General features: G+C 66.0%; 19 protein-coding genes and 1 tRNA gene. 6 read left to right on the top strand and 14 right to left on the bottom strand.

Going from position 1 to position 23,980, the window contains the following annotated elements; translation table 11 throughout:
- Window positions 1-47 precede the first annotated feature (47 nt).
- Window positions 48-2,027 carry a monovalent cation:proton antiporter family protein gene (locus tag LK539_RS19385; RefSeq protein ID WP_227802702.1) on the top strand — a complete coding sequence of 660 codons (1,980 nt, stop codon included), beginning with the start codon at window positions 48-50 and terminating at the stop codon, window positions 2,025-2,027.
- Between the two features lie 98 nt (window positions 2,028-2,125).
- Here LK539_RS19385 and LK539_RS19380 read toward each other — a convergent pair whose 3' ends face one another.
- The 4 genes from LK539_RS19380 to ychF form a co-directional block, all read right to left on the bottom strand.
- Window positions 2,126-3,244 (bottom strand): diguanylate cyclase, encoded by a 1,119-nt coding sequence (locus tag LK539_RS19380; protein WP_227802701.1) that lies wholly within the window; start codon window positions 3,242-3,244, stop codon window positions 2,126-2,128.
- 130 nt (window positions 3,245-3,374) lie between these two features.
- Window positions 3,375-4,220: an MOSC domain-containing protein gene (locus LK539_RS19375; protein ID WP_227802700.1), complete on the bottom strand. Its 846-nt coding sequence runs from the start codon at window positions 4,218-4,220 to the stop codon at window positions 3,375-3,377.
- Window positions 4,221-4,229: 9 nt separating this feature from the next.
- The gene (bla, locus tag LK539_RS19370; RefSeq protein WP_227802699.1) at window positions 4,230-5,135 is read right to left on the bottom strand and encodes a subclass B3 metallo-beta-lactamase; all 906 of its coding nucleotides are present in this window, start codon (window positions 5,133-5,135) and stop codon (window positions 4,230-4,232) included.
- Between the two features lie 181 nt (window positions 5,136-5,316).
- Entirely contained in the window at window positions 5,317-6,408 is a 1,092-nt protein-coding gene (gene ychF, locus LK539_RS19365) for a redox-regulated ATPase YchF (protein WP_227802698.1), read from the bottom strand.
- Between the two features lie 310 nt (window positions 6,409-6,718).
- On the opposite strand from ychF, the gene LK539_RS19360 reads away from it, so the two are divergent.
- Window positions 6,719-7,402 (top strand): transglycosylase domain-containing protein, encoded by a 684-nt coding sequence (locus LK539_RS19360; RefSeq protein ID WP_227802697.1) that lies wholly within the window; start codon window positions 6,719-6,721, stop codon window positions 7,400-7,402.
- A gap of 9 nt (window positions 7,403-7,411) precedes the next feature.
- Here the strand turns inward: LK539_RS19360 and LK539_RS19355 are convergent, their stop codons facing one another.
- Window positions 7,412-8,506, bottom strand: coding sequence for a patatin-like phospholipase family protein (locus LK539_RS19355; RefSeq protein ID WP_227802696.1), 1,095 nt, complete (start codon window positions 8,504-8,506; stop codon window positions 7,412-7,414).
- Between the two features lie 96 nt (window positions 8,507-8,602).
- Here LK539_RS19355 and LK539_RS19350 point away from each other — a divergent pair, with 96 nt between their 5' ends.
- The gene (locus tag LK539_RS19350) at window positions 8,603-10,459 is read left to right on the top strand and encodes a DUF3857 domain-containing transglutaminase family protein (RefSeq protein WP_227802695.1); all 1,857 of its coding nucleotides are present in this window, start codon (window positions 8,603-8,605) and stop codon (window positions 10,457-10,459) included.
- Between the two features lie 67 nt (window positions 10,460-10,526).
- On the opposite strand, the gene pth is transcribed toward LK539_RS19350, so the two are convergent.
- From pth to LK539_RS19315, 7 genes are all read right to left on the bottom strand, one after another.
- A complete protein-coding gene (gene pth / locus LK539_RS19345) occupies window positions 10,527-11,111 on the bottom strand; it encodes an aminoacyl-tRNA hydrolase (protein ID WP_227802694.1) in 585 nt (194 codons plus the stop codon).
- 315 nt (window positions 11,112-11,426) lie between these two features.
- The gene (locus tag LK539_RS19340; protein WP_227802693.1) at window positions 11,427-12,014 is read right to left on the bottom strand and encodes a 50S ribosomal protein L25/general stress protein Ctc; all 588 of its coding nucleotides are present in this window, start codon (window positions 12,012-12,014) and stop codon (window positions 11,427-11,429) included.
- A 274-nt stretch (window positions 12,015-12,288) separates the two neighbouring features.
- On the bottom strand, window positions 12,289-13,239 hold the full coding sequence (locus LK539_RS19335; protein WP_027867206.1) for a ribose-phosphate pyrophosphokinase: 951 nt from the start codon (window positions 13,237-13,239) through the stop codon (window positions 12,289-12,291).
- A gap of 141 nt (window positions 13,240-13,380) precedes the next feature.
- Window positions 13,381-13,457: transfer RNA gene (locus LK539_RS19330), tRNA-Gln, on the bottom strand.
- Between the two features lie 67 nt (window positions 13,458-13,524).
- Entirely contained in the window at window positions 13,525-14,424 is a 900-nt protein-coding gene (ispE, locus tag LK539_RS19325; protein ID WP_227802692.1) for a 4-(cytidine 5'-diphospho)-2-C-methyl-D-erythritol kinase, read from the bottom strand.
- A gap of 8 nt (window positions 14,425-14,432) precedes the next feature.
- Window positions 14,433-15,026 (bottom strand): outer membrane lipoprotein LolB, encoded by a 594-nt coding sequence (locus LK539_RS19320; protein WP_227802691.1) that lies wholly within the window; start codon window positions 15,024-15,026, stop codon window positions 14,433-14,435.
- 35 nt (window positions 15,027-15,061) lie between these two features.
- Window positions 15,062-16,897 carry a tetratricopeptide repeat protein gene (locus LK539_RS19315; protein ID WP_227802690.1) on the bottom strand — a complete coding sequence of 612 codons (1,836 nt, stop codon included), beginning with the start codon at window positions 16,895-16,897 and terminating at the stop codon, window positions 15,062-15,064.
- Between the two features lie 112 nt (window positions 16,898-17,009).
- On the opposite strand from LK539_RS19315, the gene mutM reads away from it, so the two are divergent.
- The 3 genes from mutM to mutY are packed head-to-tail and all read left to right on the top strand — an operon-like array spanning window position 17,010 to window position 20,898.
- Entirely contained in the window at window positions 17,010-17,843 is an 834-nt protein-coding gene (gene mutM, locus LK539_RS19310) for a bifunctional DNA-formamidopyrimidine glycosylase/DNA-(apurinic or apyrimidinic site) lyase (RefSeq protein WP_227802689.1), read from the top strand.
- A 35-nt stretch (window positions 17,844-17,878) separates the two neighbouring features.
- Window positions 17,879-19,798, top strand: a complete 1,920-nt coding sequence (locus LK539_RS19305) for a dynamin family protein (protein ID WP_227802688.1) — start codon at window positions 17,879-17,881, stop codon at window positions 19,796-19,798.
- Complete coding sequence (gene mutY / locus LK539_RS19300; RefSeq protein ID WP_227802687.1) at window positions 19,795-20,898, top strand: A/G-specific adenine glycosylase; 1,104 nt, start codon at window positions 19,795-19,797, stop codon at window positions 20,896-20,898. The genes LK539_RS19305 and mutY overlap by 4 nt, the downstream gene beginning before the upstream one ends.
- A gap of 203 nt (window positions 20,899-21,101) precedes the next feature.
- Here mutY and LK539_RS19295 read toward each other — a convergent pair whose 3' ends face one another.
- Together LK539_RS19295 and aroKB are read right to left on the bottom strand one after the other, a co-directional pair.
- Window positions 21,102-22,238, bottom strand: a complete 1,137-nt coding sequence (locus LK539_RS19295) for a deoxyguanosinetriphosphate triphosphohydrolase (RefSeq protein WP_227802686.1) — start codon at window positions 22,236-22,238, stop codon at window positions 21,102-21,104.
- Window positions 22,239-22,240: 2 nt separating this feature from the next.
- Window positions 22,241-23,884, bottom strand: coding sequence for a bifunctional shikimate kinase/3-dehydroquinate synthase AroKB (gene aroKB, locus LK539_RS19290; protein ID WP_229520860.1), 1,644 nt, complete (start codon window positions 23,882-23,884; stop codon window positions 22,241-22,243).
- Between the last annotated feature and the right edge of the window lie 96 nt (window positions 23,885-23,980).

Genomic DNA, 23,980 nt, shown 5'->3' with positions numbered 1-23,980 from the left:
CGGTCGATTACGACGCATAACAACAACGACAACATACCCTGGGGACGATGCATTCCGGACTTGAACTGACCCTCCTTCTGCTTGGCTGCGCCGTCCTCGGCGTGGTCGCATTCCGCATGCTTCACCTGCCGCCGATGCTGGGCTATCTGGCAGCCGGCGTATTGATCGGCCCCCATGCGCTGGCACTTGCCGACGACAGCCCAGCGACCCATGCACTGGCCGAATTCGGGGTCGTGTTCCTGATGTTCTCCATCGGGCTGGAATTCTCACTGGCCCAGCTCAAATCGATGCGACGCATCGTGTTCGGGCTCGGCCTGGCGCAGGTCGTATTGACGATCGTGGCGGCGATGGCTTTCGGCCTGTTCATTTCTTGGTGGGCACCGGCATTGCACGTCAGCTGGCAGGCCGCCTTCGCCCTGGGCGGGGCGCTGGCCATGTCCTCGACCGCCATCGTGGTCAAGATGATGACCGAGCGCCTCGAGCTCGAGAGCGAGCACGGACGCCGCATCATCGGCATCCTGCTGTTCCAGGACCTGGCGGTGGTGCCGCTCCTGATCATGATCCCTTCGCTGGCCCGCCCGGCCGAGGAACTGGCCATCACGCTCGGCTGGGCCGCTCTCAAGGCGGCCTTCGTGCTGGCCCTGCTCCTGATCTTCGGCCAGAAACTGATGCGCAACTGGTTCACCATCGTCGCCAAGCGCCGCTCGCAGGAACTGTTCATGCTCAACCTGCTCCTGGTAACGCTGGGCCTGGCCTGGATCACCGAGCAGGCCGGCCTGTCGCTGGCGCTGGGCGCCTTCGTTGCCGGCATGCTGATCTCCGAGACCCAGTACAAGCACCAGGTGGAAGAAGACATCAAGCCCTTCCGCGACGTGCTGCTCGGGCTGTTCTTCATCACCGTGGGCATGCTGCTCAACCTGGACCTGGTGCTGGAGCACTGGTGGGTGGTGCTGGCGCTGGTGATCTTCCCCGTACTGCTCAAATTCGCGATCATCGCGGCGCTGGCCAAAGCCTTCGGGTCGAGCGACGGCGTCGCAATGCGCACTGGCCTGGCGCTGGCCCAGGCGGGCGAGTTCGGCTTCGTGCTGCTGAACCTGGCGATGGGCTCGAAGCTGGTCGATCCTTTCCTCTTGCAGCTGGTGCTGGCCTCGATGGTGCTGTCGATGCTGGTCGCGCCCTTCGTCATCGAGAACATGGACCGGATCGTGATGAAGCTCGCGTCCAACGAATGGATGATGCAGTCGCTGCAGCTGACCCAGCTCGCCAGCCGCACCATGAAGACCCAGAAGCACGTGATCATCGCCGGCTTCGGGCGCAGCGGCCAGAGCCTGGCGACCCTGCTGACCGAGGAAAAGCTGCCCTGGTACGCGCTCGACCTGGACCCGGAGCGGGTCCAGGAAGCGCAGGCCGCCGGCGCCAACGTGTCCTATGGCGACGCGGCGCGCCGCGAAAGCCTGATCGCGGCCGGCATCAACCGCGCCAGCGCGCTGGTGATCACCTTCGCCGACACGAGACTGGCGCTGAAGGTGCTGCACCTGGTGCACGAGCTGGCGCCGAACCTGGCCGTCATCGTGCGCAGCCACGACGACAGCGACCTCGACGTGCTGAAACGCGCCGGCGCCACCGAAGTGGTGCCGGAAGCGCTGGAAAGCTCGTTGATGCTGGCCTCGCACGCCCTGGTGACCATGGGCGTGCCGCTGCGCCGCGTGGTGCACCGGGTGCAGGTGGCGCGCGACGAACGCTACGCCTCGCTGCGCGGCTACTTCCACGGCGCGAGCGACGTGAGCGACGACCTGGAACACACTTATGTGCGGCTGCACTCGGTGACGCTGCACAGCGGGGCGGTGGGGATCGGCAAGCGGATAGGAGAGCTGGCGTTCGAGGAAGTCGGGGCCGAAGTCACGACGCTGCGGCGCAACGGGCAAAGCCTGCACTTCGATCCGGAGACGATCCTGCTGGCGGGGGATGTGCTGGTGCTGCGGGGTGAGGGAGAAGCCGTTAGCCGCGCCGAGAGTCGTTTACTGTAGGGTGGGCGGCTTTGCCGCCCACGCGGCGATTGCCAAATGTTGATATTCCGTGGTCGTACCCGCGGACGTTGACCGCGTGGGCGGCGAAGCCGCCCACCCTACGCCAGGGACACCACGCGATTGCGGCCATTGGCCTTGGCCTGATACAGCGCCGTATCCGCCTGCGCCACCAGATCCTGCGCCACGCCCTCGATCGCGTGGTCGCGCTCGAAGTCGTCGAGCGTCGCCACGCCGATCGACACCGTCACCTCGACCCGCTCGCCGCTGGCCAGGTCGACCGGCGCCAGCGCCACGCTGGCGCGGATGCGCTGGGCCACCATGCTGGCGCTTTCCAGGTCGGCGTCGATCAAGAGCACCACGAATTCCTCGCCGCCGAAGCGTCCCAGCGCATCCGAGATGCGCAGTTCGGCCTTGATCCGGGTCGCCACCTCGCGCAGCACTTCGTCGCCGCCCTGGTGGCCGACCGTGTCATTGACTTGCTTGAAGTGATCGATGTCGATGTACATGCAGGAGATGCGGTAGCCCTGGCGGCGTGCCCGCGCGATCTCTTCCACCAGGCGGCGGTCGATGTAGCGGCGGTTGTACACGCCCGTCAGGGAATCGGTGAGCCCGATGAACTTCAGCATCTCGTTGCTGATGACGTTCTCGAGGCAGATCGCGACGATCGATCCCATGTGCTCGATGAAGTCGGTGCCCAGGGCCGGCGTGAACCGGTTGGGGTCCGAGCTGCCCAGGTTCAGGCTGCCGATCAGGCGGGTATTGCGCAGCAGCGGCACCAGGGCCACGCTTTGCAGGTTCTTGGGCGGTTGCGGGAACATGGCGCCATGGCGCGACGGCGCGTACGGGCCCAGCACCGGGCGCGGGCGGCGCCCGTCGACCAGCTTGAAGCCGAGTTCCTCGGCCTGCTCGCAGAACAGCAGGCTAGGCAGCGCTTCGTAATCGACGCCCAGCTTGTGCATGACGGTGTAGATGTCGGCTTCCGGGTCCACCAGCGACAGGGTCACGGTGTCCAGTTCCGAGATCAGCGGCAGGGTGCCGAAGATGGTCGAGACCAGTTCCTGGAAGGAGCTGGCGCCCACGATCTGCAGGTCGAAAGCCTGGTGGCGCGTCATGATCGAGTGGTTGCGCTCGGCCTGCTCGAGCAGGTACGCCATGCGGGAACGCAGGGTCTCGTTCTCCAGCATCAGTTCTCGCGTTAGCGCGTCCGGCTCGTGCATTGAAAATTCCTTTCAGCAATAACCGTAACATTACGCCATCTTTCCAGCCTTGGAAACGAAAAATCGCCCTGACGGGCGATTTCGCGACATTGTGTGGCAATGCCACCTGCATATACAACTTGTATAGACGTCAGAATGCGATGCTGGCGTCCAGCTCCTGGCCGATGTGGAGGCGCCCGCCCTCGCCTGCCGTGACGATGGCGTTCATGCCCATGCAGACCGCGCCTTCCATGCGCGGGTTGGCGCGGTAGGCCTGCAGGATGTCGAGCGGATCGGGGCCGGGGATGCCGGTCGCCTGGTCGATCGCCGGGATCGGGCAGCGCGCACAGGGTTTCACCGGACGCAGCGCCAGGCCGCCGCCGGTGAAGGATTCCACGTAATCCTCTTCGAAGGCCTCGAGGCCATCGACGACCAGGTTTGGGCGGAAGCGGTTCATCGGCAGCGCCGTGCGGCCGGCCGCCACCAGGCGGCTGTTCAGGTCATCGAGCGAGGCCTGGCCGATGACCAGGATCGGGTAGCCGTCGGCGAAGCGGGTCTCGGACGGGGCGCTGCCGGTCCACTTGGTGCTGGTCGGGCGCTGCACGTCGGGGCGGAAGCGCACCAGGCGGCAGGCGCCGCCAATCGCATCGCCGAACCAGGCGGCGGCCGCGTCGCCGCAGTCGGCGGCAAGTACGCTGTGGTCCCAGATCTGGACGGTGATGCCGGGTGCACCCGCGTCGTGCGCGAGCGGCAGGCGCAGGGGCGGCATGCCCGGCGCGCTCACCTCGACCGCGTCACCGATGATGCGTGGCGTGAGCAGGGCCATGCGCGGGTACTCGCGCTGGGTCAGGAACTGGCCGTCGCGGGTGACCAGCATCCACTCGCGGTCGTGCACGCCGCCGGCGACCAGGCCGGAGACGAGGAACTGCGCCTCCGGCACGGAAATGCCGGCGCAGGACTTGATCGGATAAATAATGAGTTCGGTAACGGTGGCCATGCCGCTATTTTAGCCTCCGGCAGCCTTGGCCTTCTCAGCCGCTTCGCGCTGCAGGCGCGCCTCGAAGTTCTTGCGGGCGCCGGCGGCCAGCTTGCGGCAGCCTTCCGGATCGATGAAGGGATTCGATTGCGCCGTCTTCGCGGCCGCCTTGGCGAAAGCGTCGGTGGCTGACGGATGGGCGGCGACCACGATATCGCACTTCAGGCCGGCGACCGTGTCGATGGTCTTGCGGAAGCTCGCCGAGCGGTCTGGGTAATTGGCGCCGCCCGTGTAGTAAAAGCCGTCGGTGGAAACCGCGGTCAGGCTGTCGGCATACACCATGTCGAGGCATTTGCCGGCCTCGCAGGATTGCCAGGTCCAGGTAGTGCCGCCGGGCGTGTGGCCGGGCGTGTAGTGCACGGTGAAGCGCAGCGGGCCGACCGACAGGGTTTCGCCGTCTGCCACTTCCTTTACCTGGGCGACTTTGGGGATGGTGAAACGCTCTTTCGGGTCGTACTGCGGATCGTCCGTGCCCGGCGCGCCGGCGCGCAGCACCTGGGCGCCGTGCGGGCTGTGGGCGACGGTGGCGCCGCTCGCCTTCTGCAGGGTCGCGATGCCGCCGGCGTGGTCGAAGTGGGCGTGCGAATTCAGGATCAGCTTCACGTCCTTCATCTTGAAGCCGAGCGCCTCGATGTTCTTCTGGATCAGCGGCGCCGATTGCGGCAGCGCGCCGTCGAGCAGCACGTGGCCTTGCGGGCTGGTGACCAGGAGGGCGGACAGGCCGGCGGTGCCGACGTACCAGGTGTTGCCGTGGATGTTGAAGGGGGCAACGGGCTTGTTCCACTCGGCGCAGGAACTGCAGTTGATGGCGTCCTGCGCCAGCGCGCCAGATGCCGTCAGCAGGAGGACGGTAGTGACCAGGCTTGTTTTCATCATTCGCTCACTCATCGCTTGTTATTGGAAACGACTTACTCGACGTAGTTGAACATGGCGGGCGCGTTCAGCAAACCATTTCGGGACGAACGGCCGTCCATGTGGGACGAATGCTCGTGCAACAACGGGCCTGGCAAGGAAAAAGCCCCGCTCGATGGCGGGGCTTTCTGGTGGTGCGGTGCGATCAGACGTTGAACAGGAAGTTCAGCACATCGCCATCCTTGACGATGTAGTCCTTGCCTTCCGCGCGCATCTTGCCCGCTTCCTTGGCGCCGGCTTCGCCCTTGTAGGCGATGTAGTCGTCGAAGGCGATGGTCTGGGCGCGAATGAAGCCACGCTCGAAGTCGGTGTGGATCACGCCCGCCGCCTGCGGTGCGGTGGCGCCGACCTTGACGGTCCAGGCGCGCACTTCCTTCACACCGGCGGTAAAGTAGGTCTGCAGGCCGAGCAGCGAGTATGCGGCGCGGATCAGGCGGTCCAGGCCCGGCTCTTCCATGCCCATGTCGGCCAGGAAGTCCTTCTTGTCGGCGTCGTCCATTTCGGCGATTTCCGATTCGATGGCGGCGGAGATTGCCACGATCGGCGCATTCTGCTTCTTGGCGAATTCGGTCAGCTTGTCGAGCAGCGGGTTGTTGGTGAAGCCGGTGTCGGACACGTTGGCCACGTACATCGCCGGCTTTGCCGTGATCAGGTGCAGTTCGCGGATCAGGGCCATTTCTTCGGCGTCCAGACCCATCGTGCGCACTGGCTGGCCTTCGTTCAGGTGCGGCAGCATGCGCTCGCACATCGCCACCAGCTTGGCGGCATCCTTGTCGCCCGAACGCGCCTTCTTGTTCTCGCGGTGGATCGCCTTCTCGACGGCGCCCAGGTCGGCCAGCGCCAGCTCGGTCTGGATCACTTCGATGTCGTCGATCGGGCTGACCTTGCCGGCCACGTGCACGACGTTGTCGTCTTCGAAGCAACGCACCACGTTGACGATGGCGTCGGTCTCGCGGATGTGCGACAGGAACTGGTTGCCCAGGCCCTCGCCTTTCGACGCGCCGGCCACCAGGCCCGCGATGTCGACGAACTCGACGATCGCCGGCACGATGCGCTCGGGCTTGACGATATCGGCCAGCTGCTGCATGCGCGGATCCGGCACCTCGACCACGCCGACGTTCGGCTCGATGGTGCAGAACGGGTAGTTTTCAGCCGGGATGCCGGCCTTGGTCAGGGCGTTGAACAGGGTGGACTTGCCGACGTTCGGCAGGCCGACGATGCCGCATTGGAGGCTCATGGGGACTCTTTCTCTCGTATAGATGCGGAGCGGAAGGAAGCCCGGCTCCAAAACCCCACATTGTAACCGGGGACGCTATTGGTTGCCGAAAAAAACGGCGCAGCGTGGACAGGGCGTTGCTGCGCGAACGCCACGGCTGCCTACCTCTTGAGAGGAAAGGCCAGGGTGCGAGTATTCGTTACTTTCTCACCGGCATTTATTGCTAAGATCGTTCAACCGCAGCTTGCTTGTATCCAACATGCCTACTACCCTGTTTCAGCACCGGCGGCGACATGATGCCGCCCCATTGTTCCTGCGAAGCCGCGCTCCCGTGAAGCGCTGGCGCAGGGCGCTCTTGATGGCCTTGATGCTGGTGCTGGCCTACCTGGCGCTGGCGGGTGCCTGGGCCTGGATGGTGTTCCACGAGGCGCGGGCCATGACACCGGTCGCCACCGGCGCGCCTCTGTCCACCCGTCAGAGCACCATCCTGCTGCGCGTGGAAGACCCGACCTTCTTCGAGCATGCAGGCCTGAGCATCGCCCCCGGCCAGGGTGTGGCCACGATCTCGTCGGCGCTGGCGCGCGATCTCTTCCTGGGAGACAGCCGGCTCGATGGCGCGGGCGGCCTGTTGCAGCGCTTTTATCGCGGCGTGTTCGACTGCTGCAAGCGCATCGACCTGGGGCGCGACGTCATGAGCCTGGTGCTGGACGCCAGGATGTCCAAGCAAGAGCAACTGGCACGCTATGTGGCGACGGTGTACATGGGAACGCACGAGGGCCGGCAGGTGAAGGGGCTGGAGGGGGCGGCGCGCAGCTATCTCGGCAAGCCGCTGGCGGCAACGAGCGAAGAAGAATTCGTGAGGCTGGTGGCGATGATCAAGGCCCCGAACGCGTATCACCCCGTACGCGATCCGGGCGCGCTGGCGCAGCGCAGCGCCCGCATCCAGTCCTTGCTGGCCGGACGCTGCGCGCCAAAGGGCTGGTTCGATACCGAGTTCGCCGATTGCGGCCGCTGACAGAACGGCCTAGATCGGCTTGATCAGCGACAGGTCCGGCTTCGCCACGAATGCCGCCAGCTCATCGCGCAGGCGCTGCCCTTCCCCCATGGCGCGCTGCCAGTTGCGGATGCGCTCCTCATGGTCGAGTCCGTAGAACTTGAAGTCGGCGCGATCCGGCAGTTTGCGGCGCGGCAGGGTACGCAGGAATTCTTCCGAAGGCGCGACAATCAGCACGTTGTCGAGCCACGCGCGATGGGCACGCGCCGCGCGGCGCCACGGGAAACCCTTGTCGAGCCAGCCAGGAACGATGTGCTGGGTGAAGTGCGGATACAGCACGATGTCGCCCCTGGTTTCACGCGCGGCGTGCGCATACGGCAGGGCCAGGTGGTAGTCGATGATGCCGCCGTCCCAATAACTGCCCGGCGGCAGGTCGGCAATGCCCGTCACCGGCTTCATGATGAGCGGCAGCGTGCCCGAGGCCAGCAGGCCGGTCGCCAGGTTCTCGCGCGTCAGGGAAGAAAAATGGGTGGTGAAGGCGTCGAAACGCTCGCGCAGCCACGGCGCTTGGGCGCGCGCGTCGCCGATCACGACCCGTTCCATCAGGCGGCCGAGCCAGGCGCGCGAGCAGGCGTTGTGCAGCGCCGCCGTCGCAAAGCCGCGCAGTTCGGCGCGCGGGTGCACGGGCGAAGCCAGGCCGCCCTTGCCGCGCACCGTGAGCAGGTGCAGGCGGTGGTGGGGATGACTCACGATGTCGTCCTCGTGGCCGCGCACGAATTCGCCCAGCAGGCCCTGCACCACCTTGTCGATCTCGTGTGGCGTCGGCTTCCTGCTGGTGTAGCGCTGGCCCGCGTACAGCTCGCCCAGGCGGGCAAACGCTTTGACGGGATCGCGCTGGCAGGCGGCGGCCATGCGCCAGGCGCCGATCGAGGAACCGATCAGGATGCGCTCGCGCGGCGCACCCGGCAGCCACTCTCCGAACATCCACTGGTCGAGCGCCTGGAAGATCAGTCCCTTGGGGCCACCGGCCGCGGCCGGCACGATGGCGATGTCCTGCGCGCGAAAGCCCTGCGCGCCGATCTGGGCCAGGGCCAATGGCCCGGCGTGGAGTGTGAGTGCCTTCATGGGCAAAATTATCGCAGGAAGAGCGCGCTTGCGCTGGCGCAAGGGTGGCGCGAAGCTGCTGCGTAACATGGTCCGGTCGCCTTCGCGGAGCCCGCCATGCCGGTTCGACTTGCCCTGTTCCTGATCCTGCTCTTCGCTTGCGGCGGGCTGCTGGCGAGCGACAGCGGGACGGACCGCTCGGTCGTCGTCGATCGCCACTGGCAGCATTTCACGGTGGCGGAAGACGGTTCCTACGTGCTCGACGTGGAGCTGGTCAAAACCATCGCCACCGCAAGCGCGGTCGAGCAGCATGCCGAGCAGTACGTCAGCTACAACGGCTCGCTCGACACGGTCGTGGCCATCGAAGCCTGGACCACCAAGCCGGATGGGCGCCGGGTACCGGTCGGGCCGCAGCAGATCCGCGAGCAGCAAGAGGCGGCGTCAAGCGACGCTCCGATGTTCCAGGACACGCGCCTGAAAATCGTCATCTTCCCCGGCGTGCAGGCGGGCGACACGCTCACCCTGCGCTACAGCGTGCGGCGCCACACGCCGCTGTTCCCTGGCCAGTTCGAAGATTTCACCGTGGGCCGCCCCTGGCGCCAGAAGGATTTCCGGCTGACCTACGACCTGCCCGCCTCGATGCAGTTGCAGGCGGACGCGGTCGGCTTCGTGCCGCAAGCCACGGAGAGTGCGCCCGGCCGGCGCCGCTACTCCTGGCGCTACGTGGACGGCGACAACGAACGTATCGAGCAGGGTTCGGTGAGTGTCCTCGACTATGGCCGGCGCCTGGCCGTCTCGACCTTCCCCGACTATGCGGCTTTCGCTCGCGCCTACCATGCGCGCGCTGCGGCGGCAGCGTTGCCCGATGCGGCGATCACGACGCTTGCGGGCGAGATCACGCGCGGGCTGGACGACCCACATGCGCGGGCAAGCGCGCTGTCAGACTGGGTGCGGCGCAATATTCGCTATGTCGCGGTCTACCTTGGTCCGGGCGGCGTGGTGCCGCATCCGGCGGGCTCGGTGCTGGTGAACCGCTACGGCGACTGCAAGGACCACGCCGCGCTGCTGCAGGCCCTGCTGGCGGCAAGCGGCATCCCGTCCAGCGCCGCCCTGGTCAACGGCGACGATGCCTATCGCCTGCCGGGCGTGCCGACGCTGGGTGTGCTGAACCACGTGATCGTCTACGTCCCGCAGCTGCAGCTCTTCCTCGACCCGACCGCCGCGACGGTGGCGGGCGGCTTCCTGCCCCCTGCCCTGCTCGGCAAACCGGTCCTGCTGGCCGATTCCGGCCAGTTCGCCGTCACGCCCGCTTACCAGCCGGCGCGCAGCCGCACCGCGACGCGCTTCGACATTGCGCGCGACGGCAGCAGCCGTTTTCACGTGCGCCGCACCAGCGGCGGCGCCATTGCCGAACCCTACCGCCAGGCGGTACGCGCCACGCCGCAGGCCGACCGCGAGGGTTTCGTGCGGCGCATGCTGGCAGGATTGGGACAGACGGGCGAAGGCCTGTTCGAGCCGGGCGAAACGGAAAGTGCGAACGGCGCGCGCGAGGATTACACCCTGGCCTTCTCGGGCGCCACCGACGGCTTCCTGCGCCTGCCGGGGCCAGTCGCGCTGGCGACGACCTACAACTTCTGGGGAGGTTTAGGTGATGCGGTGTTCGAGCTCGGACGCGAGCCCGAGCGGCGCCAGGAATTCGTCTGCCCGGCGGTCGACGCCGAGGACGAGCTGCGCTATGCGCTGCCGCCACGCACCCGGGTGCTCGCGCTGCCCAAGGGTCTGCAGGTAGATGACGGCAGGTTCTTCTACCGCTCGCAGTATGCGCGGCAAGGCAATACGGTGCTGGTGAAACGGCGCCTGCAATTCAGGCATACGGCAGCCACCTGCACCCCGGAAGACTATCGGCAAATGCGGCCGGCGCTCGAGCGCATGATGACCGACCTGCGCGGGCAGGTCGTGGTGCAGGGACGCTAGTTTGCAGGAAGACCGTCGCACCGGCGAAGGCCGGTGCCCAAGTTTGATGCGACCCGATAGCTTTGGCTCAGCTGGTATGCAGCTGCATCATCGCCACATCCATCTTGCCCTCGCAGGCGAGCGGGATGATGCGCAGGGCCTTGTCGATCGATTCCTCGATCAGGGTCTGCTCTTCACGGCGCGGGCGGTGCAGCACGAAGTCGGCCACGGCCTGCTGCAGGTTCAGGCTGCGCGGATGGCCGATGCCGAGACGCAGGCGCCAGTATTCCTGGGTGCCCAGCGCGGACGTGATGTCCTTCAGGCCGTTGTGTCCACCCGAGGAACCGCCCTTCTTGAGTTTGGCCACGCCGGGCAGCATGTCGAGCTCGTCGTGCACGACCAGCACCTCATCCGGGTTGATCTTGTAGAAGCGCGCCAGTGCGCCCACCGACTGGCCGGAGCGGTTCATGTAGGTCAGCGGTTCCAGCAGCCAGACTTCATTGCCGGCGATCCGGGTCTTCGCCACCATGGCATTGAAGCGCGACTCGCGCTGCAGGCGGCAGCCCGGTAGCGAGTTGGCCAGGTTGTCGACCAGCCAGAAGCCGGCATTGTGGCGGGTTTGTTCGTACTCCGGGCCCGGGTTGCCGAGGCCGACGATCAGACGGATGGACATGCGCTGTCTACTTTGATTCTGGGAAAAGCAGGATTATCGCTGAAATCGATGGCGGAATGATGTTCGTAGGGTGGGCGGCTATACCTCTTGCGGTGCCAGACCGCAGCGCTCGTGCCGCCCACGCGTTTAACAAGCAGATGAACAGCCGAGCTGGCAGCATTGCCGTGGTTTGAACGCGTGGGCGGCGAAGGCGTATGGGCGGATCAGACCAATACGGTGCAGCCGCCCACCCTACGAAAACAAAAAACCCGCCGGGCTGGGCCACGGCGGGTTTTGATTCCAGCAAGCCGCCGAAGCGGCTGGCGAAGGAAGATATTACTCAGCAGCTGCTTCAGCCGAAGCTGCGCCGCGCGGGATCGAGGTGGTCACCAGGGTCAGGTTCTGGCCGTGGGTCAGCGCGGTCACGCCTTCCGGCAGGGTCAGGTCGTTCACGTGGATCGACTGGCCGGCTTCCAGCTTGCTCAGGTCGACTTCGATGAACTCCGGCAGTTTGCCCGGCAGGCAAGCCACGTCCAGTTCGTTGGCGACGTGCGAGATCACAGCGCTGCTCAGCTTGACGGCCGGCGAGATGTCGGCGTTGATGAAGTGCAGGGTGACCTTGGTGTGGATCGGCTTCGATGCGTCGACGCGCTGGAAGTCAGCGTGCAGGACCAGTTGCTTGTATGCGTGCATCTGGAAGTCGCGCAGCAGGACTTGCTGGGTCTTGCCTTCGATTTCGAGGTCCAGGATCGAACCGTGGAAAGCTTCTTTCTTGAGCGCGTGGAACAGCGCGTTGCCATCCAGAGCGATCAGTTGCGGGGCGTCGGCGCCACCGTAGATGATGCCCGGGGTCTGGCCAGCGTTGCGCAGGCGGCGGCTCGCTCCGGTCCCCTGCTGAGTGCGGTTGAATGCGACTACTTTCATGTGAAACTCCAAAAATAAATGGGTCCGAATGCCGGCACAAATGCCAGCCCGGTAACCCAGTGGTGACCGCCCCGCGACCAGGGCAGTCGGAACAAGCGCCTTTCAGCGCTCAAGAATTTGATATTTCCGGCGCTGCCGGAAATGTCATCCCGGTGAAGGCCGGGACCCAAGTTATTTGATGCTCGAATGCGACAGCATTCGCAAAACCCAAGATGTTACAACGGCGCGCCGGCTATGTCAGCCACGGCGCGCCGTAAAGACGGTGTTTTGTTGCTTATTCAGCGAACAGCGAGATGACCGAGTCGCCCTTGACGATACGCTTGAAGGTCTCGGCCAGCAGCGGAGCACTGGTCAGCTGGCGGATCTTGCCGCAGGCGGCGCCGGCTGCGCTCAGCGGGATGGTGTCAGTGACGACCAGCTCGTCGAGCGGGGAATTCGAGATACGGTCGATTGCCGGACCCGACAGCACCGGGTGGGTGCAGTAAGCCACGACTTTCTTGGCGCCGCGCTCCTTGAGCACTTCGGCAGCTTTGGTCAGGGTGCCGGCGGTGTCGACCATGTCGTCCATGATAACGCAGTTGCGGCCTTCGACTTCACCGATGATGTTCATGACTTCCGACACGTTCGCCTTCGGGCGGCGCTTGTCGATGATCGCCAGGTCGCAGCCGAGGCGCTTGGCCAGCGCACGGGCGCGCACCACGCCGCCGACGTCCGGCGACACGACCAGCAGGTCGTCGTAGTTGCGCTTCTGCAGGTCGCCCAGCAGGATCGGCGATGCGTAGATGTTATCGACCGGGATGTCGAAGAAGCCCTGGATCTGGTCGGCGTGCAGGTCCATGATCAGGACGCGCTCGACGCCGGCTTCTTCCAGCATGTTGGCGACGACCTTGGCCGAGATCGCGACGCGCGCCGAGCGCGGGCGGCGGTCCTGGCGGGCGTAGCCGAAGTAAGGGATGGCGGCGGTGATGCGGCCGGCCGATGCGCGCTTGAGCGCGTCCACCATCAGGATGATTTCCATCAGGTTGTCATTGGTCGGAGCGCAGGTCGATTGCAGGACGAAGACGTCCTTGCCGCGCACGTTCTCGTTGATCTCGACCATGACTTCGCCGTCCGAGAATTTCGAGACGACTGCTTTGCCGAGTGGAATGCCGAGGTTCTTAGCGACCCCCTCTGCTAGTGCCGGATTGGCGTTGCCGGTAAAAACCATCAGGTTTTCGTAAGCCATGGAGGGAATCCCAAGAGAATGCGTCGATACTTGAAAAACAATCAGCCGGATGAACCGGCTGATTAGCTTGTGGATGCAGGCCGAACGCTGCACCGCTTTTCTTCCCGCTGGAGGATCATGCCTCGACAGCCGGGAAAACTTTGGCAGGGGAACAAGGATTCGAACCTTGGTATGCCGGAATCAAAATCCGGTGCCTTAACCAGCTTGGCGATTCCCCTACACGACTGAACTGCTTGCCGTTACATTCTACGTATTTTAACGTCTAACGTCGCGACAGGCAAAATTTTATTCTATAACTGCTTGATTCTGCAAGAGCGATTTCATCGGGTGGCTCGCCAGCGAATGCGCTTTCCACGCTTTCCATTTCTCCGGCACCTGTGCCAGAACCTGGTCCGCATCGCGCTCGCTGGAGAAGGCACAAAACACACATGCCCCCGAGCCAGTCATCCTGGCATCGCCGTAGCTGCTTAACCATTCGACCGCCTCTGCTACCGGCGGGAACAGGCGTTCAGCCACGTCCTGCAAATCATTTTTCCCGAAGCCAATCTGCTTGCCTGAAACAGCAAGGCTGCTGGAAAAGTCCGCTATTGTAACGGGCTTTGTATTCCTCGTCAAATCAGGCGCGGAAAAGATTGCAGGGGTCGGCACCGCAACGCCCGGTTCCAGCACCATGTACCAGCAGTCTGGCCCTTGTACCGCCTGCAGCGCCTCCCCTACCCCTTCGGCGAAGGCCGTCTCGCCGAACAGGAAGAACGGAATGTCGGCCCCCAGCGGCAAGCCCAGGTCCATCAGCTCCTGCTGCGTCAAGCCGGCCTGCCACAGCTGGTTCGCCGCCATCAACGCGGTAGCCGCATCCGAGGATCCGCCACCCAGCCCGCCGCCCATCGGCAGGATCTTCTCGATTGCGACATCGATCCCCGGCGGCAGGCGGCCGTGACGGCGCGCGTACTCCGCCTGCAGCAGGCGCAGGGCGCGTACGATCAGGTCCTGCTCTTCCGGCACGCCGGGCACGCTGGTGGTGCGCACGATGCGCTCGTCGTCGCGCAGGTCGAAGTGCAGGGTGTCGCCGTGGTCGATCAGCTGGAACACGCTTTGCAGCAGGTGGTAGCCGTCGGCGCGGCGGCCGGTCACGTGCAGGAACAGGTTGAGCTTGGCCGGAGCCGGGCAATCGTGCAGCGAACGCATCCCTGGCCTCAAGCCTGCGCCGGGTTGACGATGATGCGGATCGACAGGTCCTGGATGTCGCCGCTTGCTGCGCGCGTCGCGTAGATTACGCGCGGCACCGGCTGGGCGGCATTCGCGTCATGCCATTCGACGAAACGCAGGCGCCAGCCGTCCTGGGTGGTCACCTCGTTGCGCGCCGGCGAAGCGCTGAAGCGCTGCCCCTGCGCGTCCACCGCATACCCTTGCAGCCAGTCGCGCAGGCCGGACACCGGCAGCGGCCAGCCCAGGATGCGCTGGGTCAGGCTGTCGATATTCGCCTCCGTGATGGGCGCGCGGCCGGCCTGGGTCAGCGTGGCCGACTGCGGTGTCACGCTGATGGTGGCCACCGTCTGGCCCAGCGGACCGGTGAGCGTGACGTCCACGTTGCCGGGACGCTGGGTCCAGTCGAAGCTGCCGGTCAGCGATTCGCCATTGCCGTTCTTCTGGTAATTGACCGACAGGCGCCCGTCCAGGTCGATGGTGTCGCGGTAAGCGCCCACGGTGGCGACATTGTTGCTGGTGGTGGCACAGCCAGCCAGGGTAGCGGCGAGGACGAGCAGGCTCAGGCGTCGGGTAATCGGCATCGGCAAAAGGAAGAGATAAGGGAAGCCGAATTATTTCACAAGCTCTGGCGCAGGCGCGCGAGCGTGCTGCGCAGGGTGTCGTTCTGCGGATCCTTGGCGCTTGCTTCACGCCACAGCGCCTGGGCAGCGGCCTGCTGGCCCTTCTGGAACAGCACTTCGCCCAGGTGCACGGCGATTTCCGGATCGCGCCGCAGCGCATAGGCATCGCGCAGGTATTTCTCGGCCTCGTCCAGCTTGCCCAGGCGGTACTGCACCCAGCCCATGCTGTCCATGATGAAGGGGTCGCCTGGCGCCATCTCGAGGGCCTTGGCCACCAGGGTGTAGGCTTCCTGCAGGCGGGTGTTGCGCTCGGCCAGCGAATAGCCGAGGGCGTTGTAGGCATGGTGGTTGTCCGGCGCCAGCACCATCACGTCGCGTAGCGCCTTTTCCATCACGTCGACACGGCCGATCTTTTCGGCCAGCAGTGCGAAGTCGTACAGCAGGTCGGGATTCTTCGGGAAACGCCTGGCCGCGGCTTCCATCAGCGAATACGCTTCCAGCGCCCGGCCGGCGTCGCGCAGCAGCTGCGATTCGGCCACTGCCACCTGGGCCTGCTGCGCCGGCTCGGCGGGCTTCAGGCTGGCCAGCAGCTTGCGCCCGCCCGCCAGGTCTCCCTGGCGCGCCAGCAGCTGGGCGCGGCGCAGCTGGGCGCTGAACAGCAGCTGCGGTTCGGTCCCGGCGGGAATCTTCTCCAGCCAGCCCAGCGCGGCCGGATAATCACGGCGCTCTTCCGCGATCTGGGCCAGGATCAGGAGCGCCCGGGTCGGGTCGCGCTCGTCTTCCGGATTGCGTCCCAGTACCTCGACAAAGCGGGTGAAATAGCCTTCCGCGCCCTGCGCATCGTTCATCTGGCTGGCCAGCACGCCGAGCGCGTACAGGTTGCCGGCATCGTCCGGACGCCCCTTGAGCAGGGTCTCGAACTGGGCGCGCGCCTGCGCGTACTGCTTCTGGTTGACCAGCACGCGCGCGTGGGCGGCGCGCACTTCGCGCGCATCCGGGTGGGTTTTCAGGAAGGCTTCCAGCATCGGGCCGGCCTTGCCGTCATCTTCCAGCACCTGCGCCATCATCAGCACCGCGATTTCCGAGTCCGGCTTGGCAACCAGGGCGGCATGTGCCGCGCGCTGGGCCGCTTCGCGGTCGCCGCGCGCCAGCGCCGCCTGGGCGCGCACGATATGGGCCTCGAAGGTACCGTTGTAGGGAGCGATGACGCGCTCGAGCATGGCGCTGGCCGCTTCCTTGTCCTTGGCCCGGCCGAGCAGCTGCTGGATCTGGAACAGGAGCACGCCACGCTTGTCGGGCGGCGATTTCTGCAGGCGCTCCACAAAAACCGGCTCCACGTCCGCGATGTTGTCGGAAGTGACCACCATGCCGACGAAGTACTGGGTCGCCTCGTCCGAGGTCGGGTCGAGCTGGCGCCACAGGCGCACGGCGGCCAGGGTATCGTCGGCCTGGCGCGCCGTCACCGCCATCTCGGCCGCGCGGCGCGCCAGGCGCGGATCGCGTGTCTGCTGGGCCAGCGACAGCATGGTCAGGTAGGGCCCCTGCCAGTCGCCCTTGCGGAATGCGAACTCGGCCTTAAGTAACTGGTTCAGCATCGTGCTGGTCATCTCGACCTTGGGCAGCCGCGCTTCCGCCTCGGCTTTTGCCTTGGCCTCCTCGTCTTCCTCGCTGGTGGCGACCTCTTCGCCATCCGGCGCCTTGGCGCCCTCGGTGGCGGCCTGCGTATCCGAGGAAGCGGGAGTCGGCGCCTGCTGCTCAGCTTGCTGTTTGGGCGCGACCGCGCACGCCGCCAGGATGCTGGAGAGGGTTACAATGACGAAAGCGTTTTTCAAGGCAAGTCCGGGTTCTGAGATGTTGTCTGATTCTACGCTCAAGCATGCGCCCGCGTGCGTAGCAGCGCGTTTTCCTTAATTGCTGCCTAAGAATTTACACCATTCTCCTCCCATGCCTGAATTGCCAGAAGTAGAAGTCACCCGGCGCGGTGTCGCGCCCCATATCGAAGGCCGCGTCGTCGAACAGGTGGTGCTGCGTCGCGAAGGCCTGCGCTGGCCCTTCCCGCCTGCCCTGTCGGAGCTGCTGGCCGGCCACCGCATCCTCGGTACCAATCGGCGGGGAAAATACCTGCTGATCGAATTCGAGCATGGCACCCTGATCGTCCACCTCGGCATGTCCGGCCACCTGCGTGTGCTGCCGCCGGGGATCGAGGCGCGCAAGCACGACCACTTCGACCTGGTCGTGAACGGGCCCGAGGGAAAGCAGGTCTTGCGCCTGCACGATCCGCGCCGCTTCGGCGCCGTGCTCTGGCATGGCAAGGATGAAGGCGAACTGGAACAGCACATGCTGCTGCGCGGCCTCGGCGTGGAACCGCTGGGCGAGGGCTTTTCCGGCGAACTGCTGTGGCGCGAGACGCGCAAGCGCAGCGCGCCGATCAAGCAGGTGCTGCTGGCGGGCGACATCGTGGTCGGCGTCGGCAACATCTATGCCTGCGAAAGCCTTTTCCGCGCCGGAATCAACCCGAAGACCCCGGCCGCGCGCATCAGCCGCGCCCGGTACGAGCGGCTGGCCGAAGCGATCAAGGACATCCTGGCCGCCGCCATCGTCGAGGGCGGCAGTACCCTGCGCGACTTTATTGCAGTAAACGGGCAATCTGGGTATTTCCAACAGACATATTTCGTCTATGATCGTGCTGGAGTGCCTTGCCGCAACTGTGGGGCGCCGGTCCGCCAGATCAAGCAGGGCCAGCGCTCGACGTTCTACTGCGTGCAATGCCAGCGCTAAACACGGCGCAAGCGGGTTGAACACGGGTGTAAACGATGCAGGATTTTCAACAGTATGGCGCCTGGCGCGCCGCCGTCGCGACGGCGCTGGAAGCCTACGGCGCAGCGCTGCGCGAGGCCGGCCAGATCGACGGCGCCGGCGAGCAGCAGCTTGCGCGGGCGCTGGCCCGGCTGCGCGACGACCGCCTGTCGGTTGCTTTTGTCGCCGAGTTCTCGCGCGGCAAAAGCGAGCTGATCAACGCGATCTTCTTCGCCGACTACGGCCAGCGCATCCTGCCGTCGAGCGCCGGGCGCACCACCATGTGCCCCACCGAGCTGCTGTACGACCCGGCCCTGCCGCCCTGCATCCGCCTGCTGCCGATCGAAACCCGTATCCAGCATCTGTCCACCAGCGACTTCCGCGAGATTGCTGCCGCCTGGACCGTGCTGCCGCTCGACCTGGACGCGCCCGAGCGCATGAGCGAAGCCTTTCGCCAGGTGAGCCAGACGCGCCGCGTGCCATCCAGCGAGGCGCAGCAGTACGGACTGTGGGACCCGGAAGACCCGGACACAGCGAGCAGCCTGGGACCTGACGGCAGCGTCGAGATCCCGCGCTGGCGCCACGCCATCATCAACCTGCCGCACCCGCTGCTGAAACAAGGCCTGGTGATCCTCGACACCCCGGGCCTGAACGCGATCGGCACCGAGCCCGAGCTGACCCTGAACCTGATCCCGAACGCCCACGCAGTGCTGTTCGTGCTGGCCGCCGAAACGGGCGTCACCAGGAGCGACATCGACGTCTGGCGCACCCACATCGGCGCCGGGCCGGGACGCCTGGCGGTGCTGAACAAGATCGACGCCATGTGGGACGAGCTGCGCTCGCCGCAGGAGAACGATGCCGAGATCGCGCGCCAGCAGCAGCACGTGGCCCAGCTCCTTGGACTGGAGCCGGGGCGCGTGTATCCGGTGTCCGCACAGAAGGCCCTGGTCGGCAAGATCAACGGCGACATGGCCCTGTTCGAGAAGAGCCGCCTGGGACAACTGGAAACGGCGCTGTTCCACGACCTGATCCCGGCGCGCCGCGCCATCATCGCCGGCCAGCTGCGCGAGGACCTGCGCCTGCTCGCGGCCGGGCAGCAGGCGCAGGCGCAAGCGCGCATGCGCGAGCTGGTCGAGCAGCTGCAGGAGCTCAAGAGCCTGCGCGGCAAGAACCAGGGCGTGATCGCTCACATGATGCGCCGGGTGGAGGCGGAGAAAAAGGAATTCGACGCCAGCCTGTTCAAGCTGCAGGGCACGCGCGCCGTCTACACGCGCCTGTCCACCGAGCTGTATTCGACGCTGGGCATGGACGCCGTGCAGGAGCAGACCGATGCCGTGCGCGCGGCGATGCAGGCCTCGCTTTTCGCGGCCGGCATGCGCGCGCCGGTGCGCAGCTATTTCGAGGCGATGCGCGCGAATCTCGACGCATCGTCCGCCAAGGTCGCCGAGATCGGCGCCATGATGGATAGCATGATCCGCAAGTTCTCCGCCGAGCACGGCCTGAGCCTGGCCAGTCCGATGCCGCTGTCGCTCGAGCGCTACCGGCGCGAGCTCGACGAGGTCGAGGCGCTGTTCGTGAAGCAGTTCGGCACCGCCACCTTACTCATGACCAGCCGCGCCACCCTGCTCGAGCGCTTCTTCGATTCGATCGCCTCGCGCGTGCGCCACAGCTTCCGCGCCGCGAACACGGATGCTGAAGCCTGGCTGAAGGTGATCATGGCGCCGCTGGAAGCGGCGATCCGCCAGCACCGCGACGGCCTGCGCCAGCGCCAGGCCTCGATCGGACGCATCTTCGAAGCCACCGACGGCCTGGAACAGAAGATCGCGGCTTTCGAGAGCACCCAGCAGGCGCAGGACGAGACGCGCACGCGGCTGGCCGCCATGGCGGCGCAGGTCGCCGCAACACTGGACGTACCGGAGTTAACATCAGCAGCATGAAACGCCTCACCGAATTCGACCAGTTGGCCGACCCGACCTTTTCCCAGGCGGTGATCGACTGGCAACGCAGCCACGGCCGCCACACCCTTCCCTGGCAAAACACGACGGATGCCTACCGCATCTGGCTGTCCGAGATCATGCTGCAGCAGACCCAGGTCGCCGCGGTGCTCGGCTACTACGCGCGCTTCCTGGAGCGCTTCCCCACCGTGCAGGCGCTGGCCGAAGCACCGAGCGAGGACGTGATGGCGCACTGGAGCGGTCTCGGTTACTACACCCGCGCCCGTAACCTGCACGCCTGCGCCAAGCGCGTGGTGCAGGACTACGGCGGCGTGTTCCCGAGCGACCCGGCGCTGCTGGCCGAGCTGCCCGGTATCGGCCGCTCGACCGCGGCGGCGATTGCCGCCTTCTCCAGCGGCGTGCGCGCCGCGATCCTGGACGGGAACGTCAAGCGCGTGTTCGCGCGCGTGTTCGGCATCGACCAGTATCCGGGCGAGAAGCGGGTCGAAGACGCGCTATGGCGCCGCGCCGATGCGCTGCTGCCGGAGCAAGGCATCGAATCGTATACGCAGGGCCTGATGGACCTGGGCGCCACGCTGTGCACCCGCAGCCGCCCCGACTGCCAGCGCTGCCCGCTGCGCGAACGCTGCGTCGCCTACGCCACCGGCCGCACGGCCGAACTCCCGGTGCGCAAGCCCAAGAAGGCCACGCCGGAAAAGCGCGCCGCGCTGCTGGTCGTGATCGACCGCGGCCAGGTGCTGCTCGAGCAGCGGCCGGGTACCGGGATCTGGGGTGGATTACTGTCGCTGCCGGAGGTCGATGGGCACCTGGGGGTGGATGTGGATGCCGTGCCGTATTCCGAGGTGCTTGCTGCTGCCGCGCAGTTCGGGACGGTGGACGAGGTGCAGGCGCTGCGGCCGCTGGTGCATGTGTTCACGCACTACAAGCTGCACATCACGCCGTGGCAGGTCACCTTGGGGGCGCGCGGTGGTGCGACCGGGCGGCACATGTGGTGGGATCTGCACGCGATCGGGGAGGCGCCGTTGCCGGCGCCGGTGAAGAAGCTGCTGCAGGAGCTGGGGAGGCCGGGGTTGTTTGGTTGACGTGGTGACTGCTTCGTTAGCGCCGTTCCTTTGTTAGCCTAAAAACCGTCATTCCGGCGTAGGCCGGAATCCAATTTTTTTCGCAGACCGCTAACGCTTGCGTGCACCGGGCAACGTGACTCACCGAACTTGGATTCCCGCCTGCGCGGGAATGACGTGTTACTGTTGACGGCTGGCGGTAGTGCTGCGGATACGCGACGATCTCAGAAGTGATCCAGCGAAAAAATCCGCCGATGCTCCCGAATCGCATACCGATCCGTCATCCCCGCAATGTAATCCGCAATCTTCCTCGCCTGCCGCAGCGGATCACCCTCCACCTGGTAATCGTTCGGCAGCAGCACCGGGTCCGTCAGGAACGCCTCGAACAGCTCACGCACGACGCGACTGGCCTTGACGCGCATGCGGTTGACCTGGAAGTGGCGGTACAGGTTGGCGTACAGGAAGCGCTTGAGCTCCGTGGTCTCGGTGCGCATCTGCTGCGAGAAGCGGATCAGGGGCGGCCCCGCGCGCACATCATCGATGTCCTTCGGCGCCGCTTCCTTCAATAGCGCGGCCGAGGTCTCGACCAGGTCGGCCGTCATGGCCGTGATCATCAGGCGGATCGTCTCGTACAGCGCGCGCCGTCCGGCCAGGCCCGGATACTGGGTTTCCACCGTGTGGCGATGGCGTGCGAACAGCGTCACCTCTTCCATCTGCGCCATGGTGAGCAGGCCCGAGCGCAGGCCGTCGTCGATGTCGTGGTTGTTGTACGCGATCTCGTCGGCGAGATTGGTCAGCTGGGCTTCCAGGCTGGGCTGGCTACGCTCCATGAAGCGGCGTCCCAGTTCGCCCAGCTGGCGCGCATTGGTCAGCGAGCAGTGCTTGAGGATGCCCTCGCGCGTCTCGAACGTCAGGTTCAGGCCATCGAAGGCGCCGTAGTGCTCTTCCAGCTCGTCCACCACGCGCAGGCTCTGCAGGTTGTGTTCGAAGCCCCCGTAGTCCTTCATGCATTCGTTGAGCACGTCCTGGCCCACATGGCCGAAGGGCGTGTGGCCGAGGTCGTGGGCCAGCGCGGTGGCTTCCACCAGGTCTTCGTTCAGGGCCAGGCTGCGCGCCAGGGTGCGGCCGATCTGGGCCACCTCGATGCTGTGCGTGAGCCGGGTGCGGAACAGGTCGCCCTCGTGGTTCAGGAACACCTGGGTCTTGTACTCCAGGCGGCGGAAGGCCGTCGAGTGAATGATGCGGTCGCGGTCGCGCTGGAATTCGCTGCGCGACCCTGCCGGCGGCTCGATGTGGACGCGGCCGCGCGACTTCGACGAATGGGCTGCATAGGGGGCAAGGCGTGCGTCGAAGTCCAGCATCTTCACTCCTCGGTTGCGGTTACGCAGGCGGCCAGCGTGGCCTTCAGGATCTCCGGCGGCACCGTCGTGATCGCCGGGCTGCCCAGCGGCTTGAGCAGGATGAACTTGATCTCCCCGCCCTCGTTCTTCTTGTCGACCGCCATCAGCTCGATCCAGCGCTCCACGCCGAGATCCGGCGCCACGGTCGGCAGGCCGGCGGCCTGCACCAGGGCGCGTACCCGCTTCACGGTGGCGGCGTCGACCAGGCCGAGGCGCGCCGACAGGTCGGCCGCCATCACCATGCCGCAGCCGACGGCTTCGCCGTGCAGCCAGGTGCCGAAGCCCAGGCCGGCCTCGATCGCGTGGCCGAAGGTATGGCCGAAATTGAGCACGGCGCGCAGGCCGCCCTCGCGTTCGTCCTTGCGCACCACTTCCGCCTTGATCTCGCAGGAACGCGCGATCGCGTAGGCCATCGCGTCCGGCTCGCGCGCCACGAGCTTGGCGATGTTCGCCTCGATCCACTCGAAATAGGCTGCATCCAGGATGGCGCCGTGCTTGATCACCTCGGCCAAGCCGGCCGCCAGTTCGCGCGGCGGCAGGGTGTCCAGCGTCGCCGTGTCGGCGATCACGGCGCGCGGCTGGTAGAAGGCGCCGATCATGTTCTTGCCCAGCGGGTGGTTGATGCCGGTCTTGCCGCCCACCGAGGAATCGACCTGCGACAGCAGCGTGGTCGGCACCTGCACGAAGGGCACGCCGCGCATGTAGCTGGAGGCGGCGAAGCCGGCCAGGTCGCCGATCACGCCGCCACCCAGCGCCACGATGGTGGTCTTGCGGTCGCACTTGTTCTGCAACAGCGCGTCGAACACCAGGTTCAGCGACTCCCAGGTCTTGTGCTCTTCGCCGTCCGGCAGCACGATCTCGACCACCTCGCGGCCTTGCGCACGCAAGCTGCCTGCGACCTGCGCCAGGTAGAGCGGCGCCACGGTGGTGTTGGTGACGATGGCGGCCTTGCCGCCGTCGATGTGGCGGGCGAGCAGCGCGCTGTCGTGCAGCAGCTGGGGGCCGATCGTGATCGGATAGCTGCGTTCGCCCAGTTCGACGTTCAGGATGGTGGGTGCGGGTGCGCTCATTGCGTTCATCGTGTCGCTTGTCGCCCGGCGCGCGCCGGCGGCCACGTGCGCGGCCTCCAGCGCGGCGAGCTGGTCCAAAATGGTCTGTACCATCGATTGTACGTTAGGTCGGCCGGTATCGATGACCAGGTTGGCAATCTCGCGGTACAGCGGGTCGCGCTGGGCCAGCAGCTCTTCCAGCTTGGCGCGCGGGTCGGCGGTCTGCAGCAGCGGGCGGTTCTTGTCGTGCGAGGTGCGCTGCAGGATGCTGCCGATGGTGGCGCGCAGGTAGATCACGGTGCCGCGCTCGGCCAGCAGCGCGCGGCTGGCGGGATTCAGGACGGCCCCGCCGCCGGTGGCCAGCACCAGGCCCTCCTGGGCGCTCAGCTCGCGGATCATCTCCGCTTCGCGCCGGCGGAAGCTCGCCTCGCCCTCGATCTCGAAGATCCAGGGGATCGAGGCGCCGGTGCGCGCTTCGATCTCGTGGTCGGAGTCGACGAAGCGCAAGCCCAGCTTGCGCGCCAGCTGGCGTCCGATGGTGGTCTTCCCGGCTCCCATCAGGCCGACCAGGAAGATGTTGTTGTTCTTGGGATGAGGCACTGCCAGGTCCGCAGAAATAAAAAAGACGGCCAGTATAGACTGGCCGCCTCTTTT

The sequence above is a fragment of the Massilia sp. IC2-476 genome (assembly GCF_020707295.1).
Lineage (GTDB): Bacteria > Pseudomonadota > Gammaproteobacteria > Burkholderiales > Burkholderiaceae_D > Telluria.
This window is presented reverse-complemented; position numbering and strand designations above follow the sequence as displayed.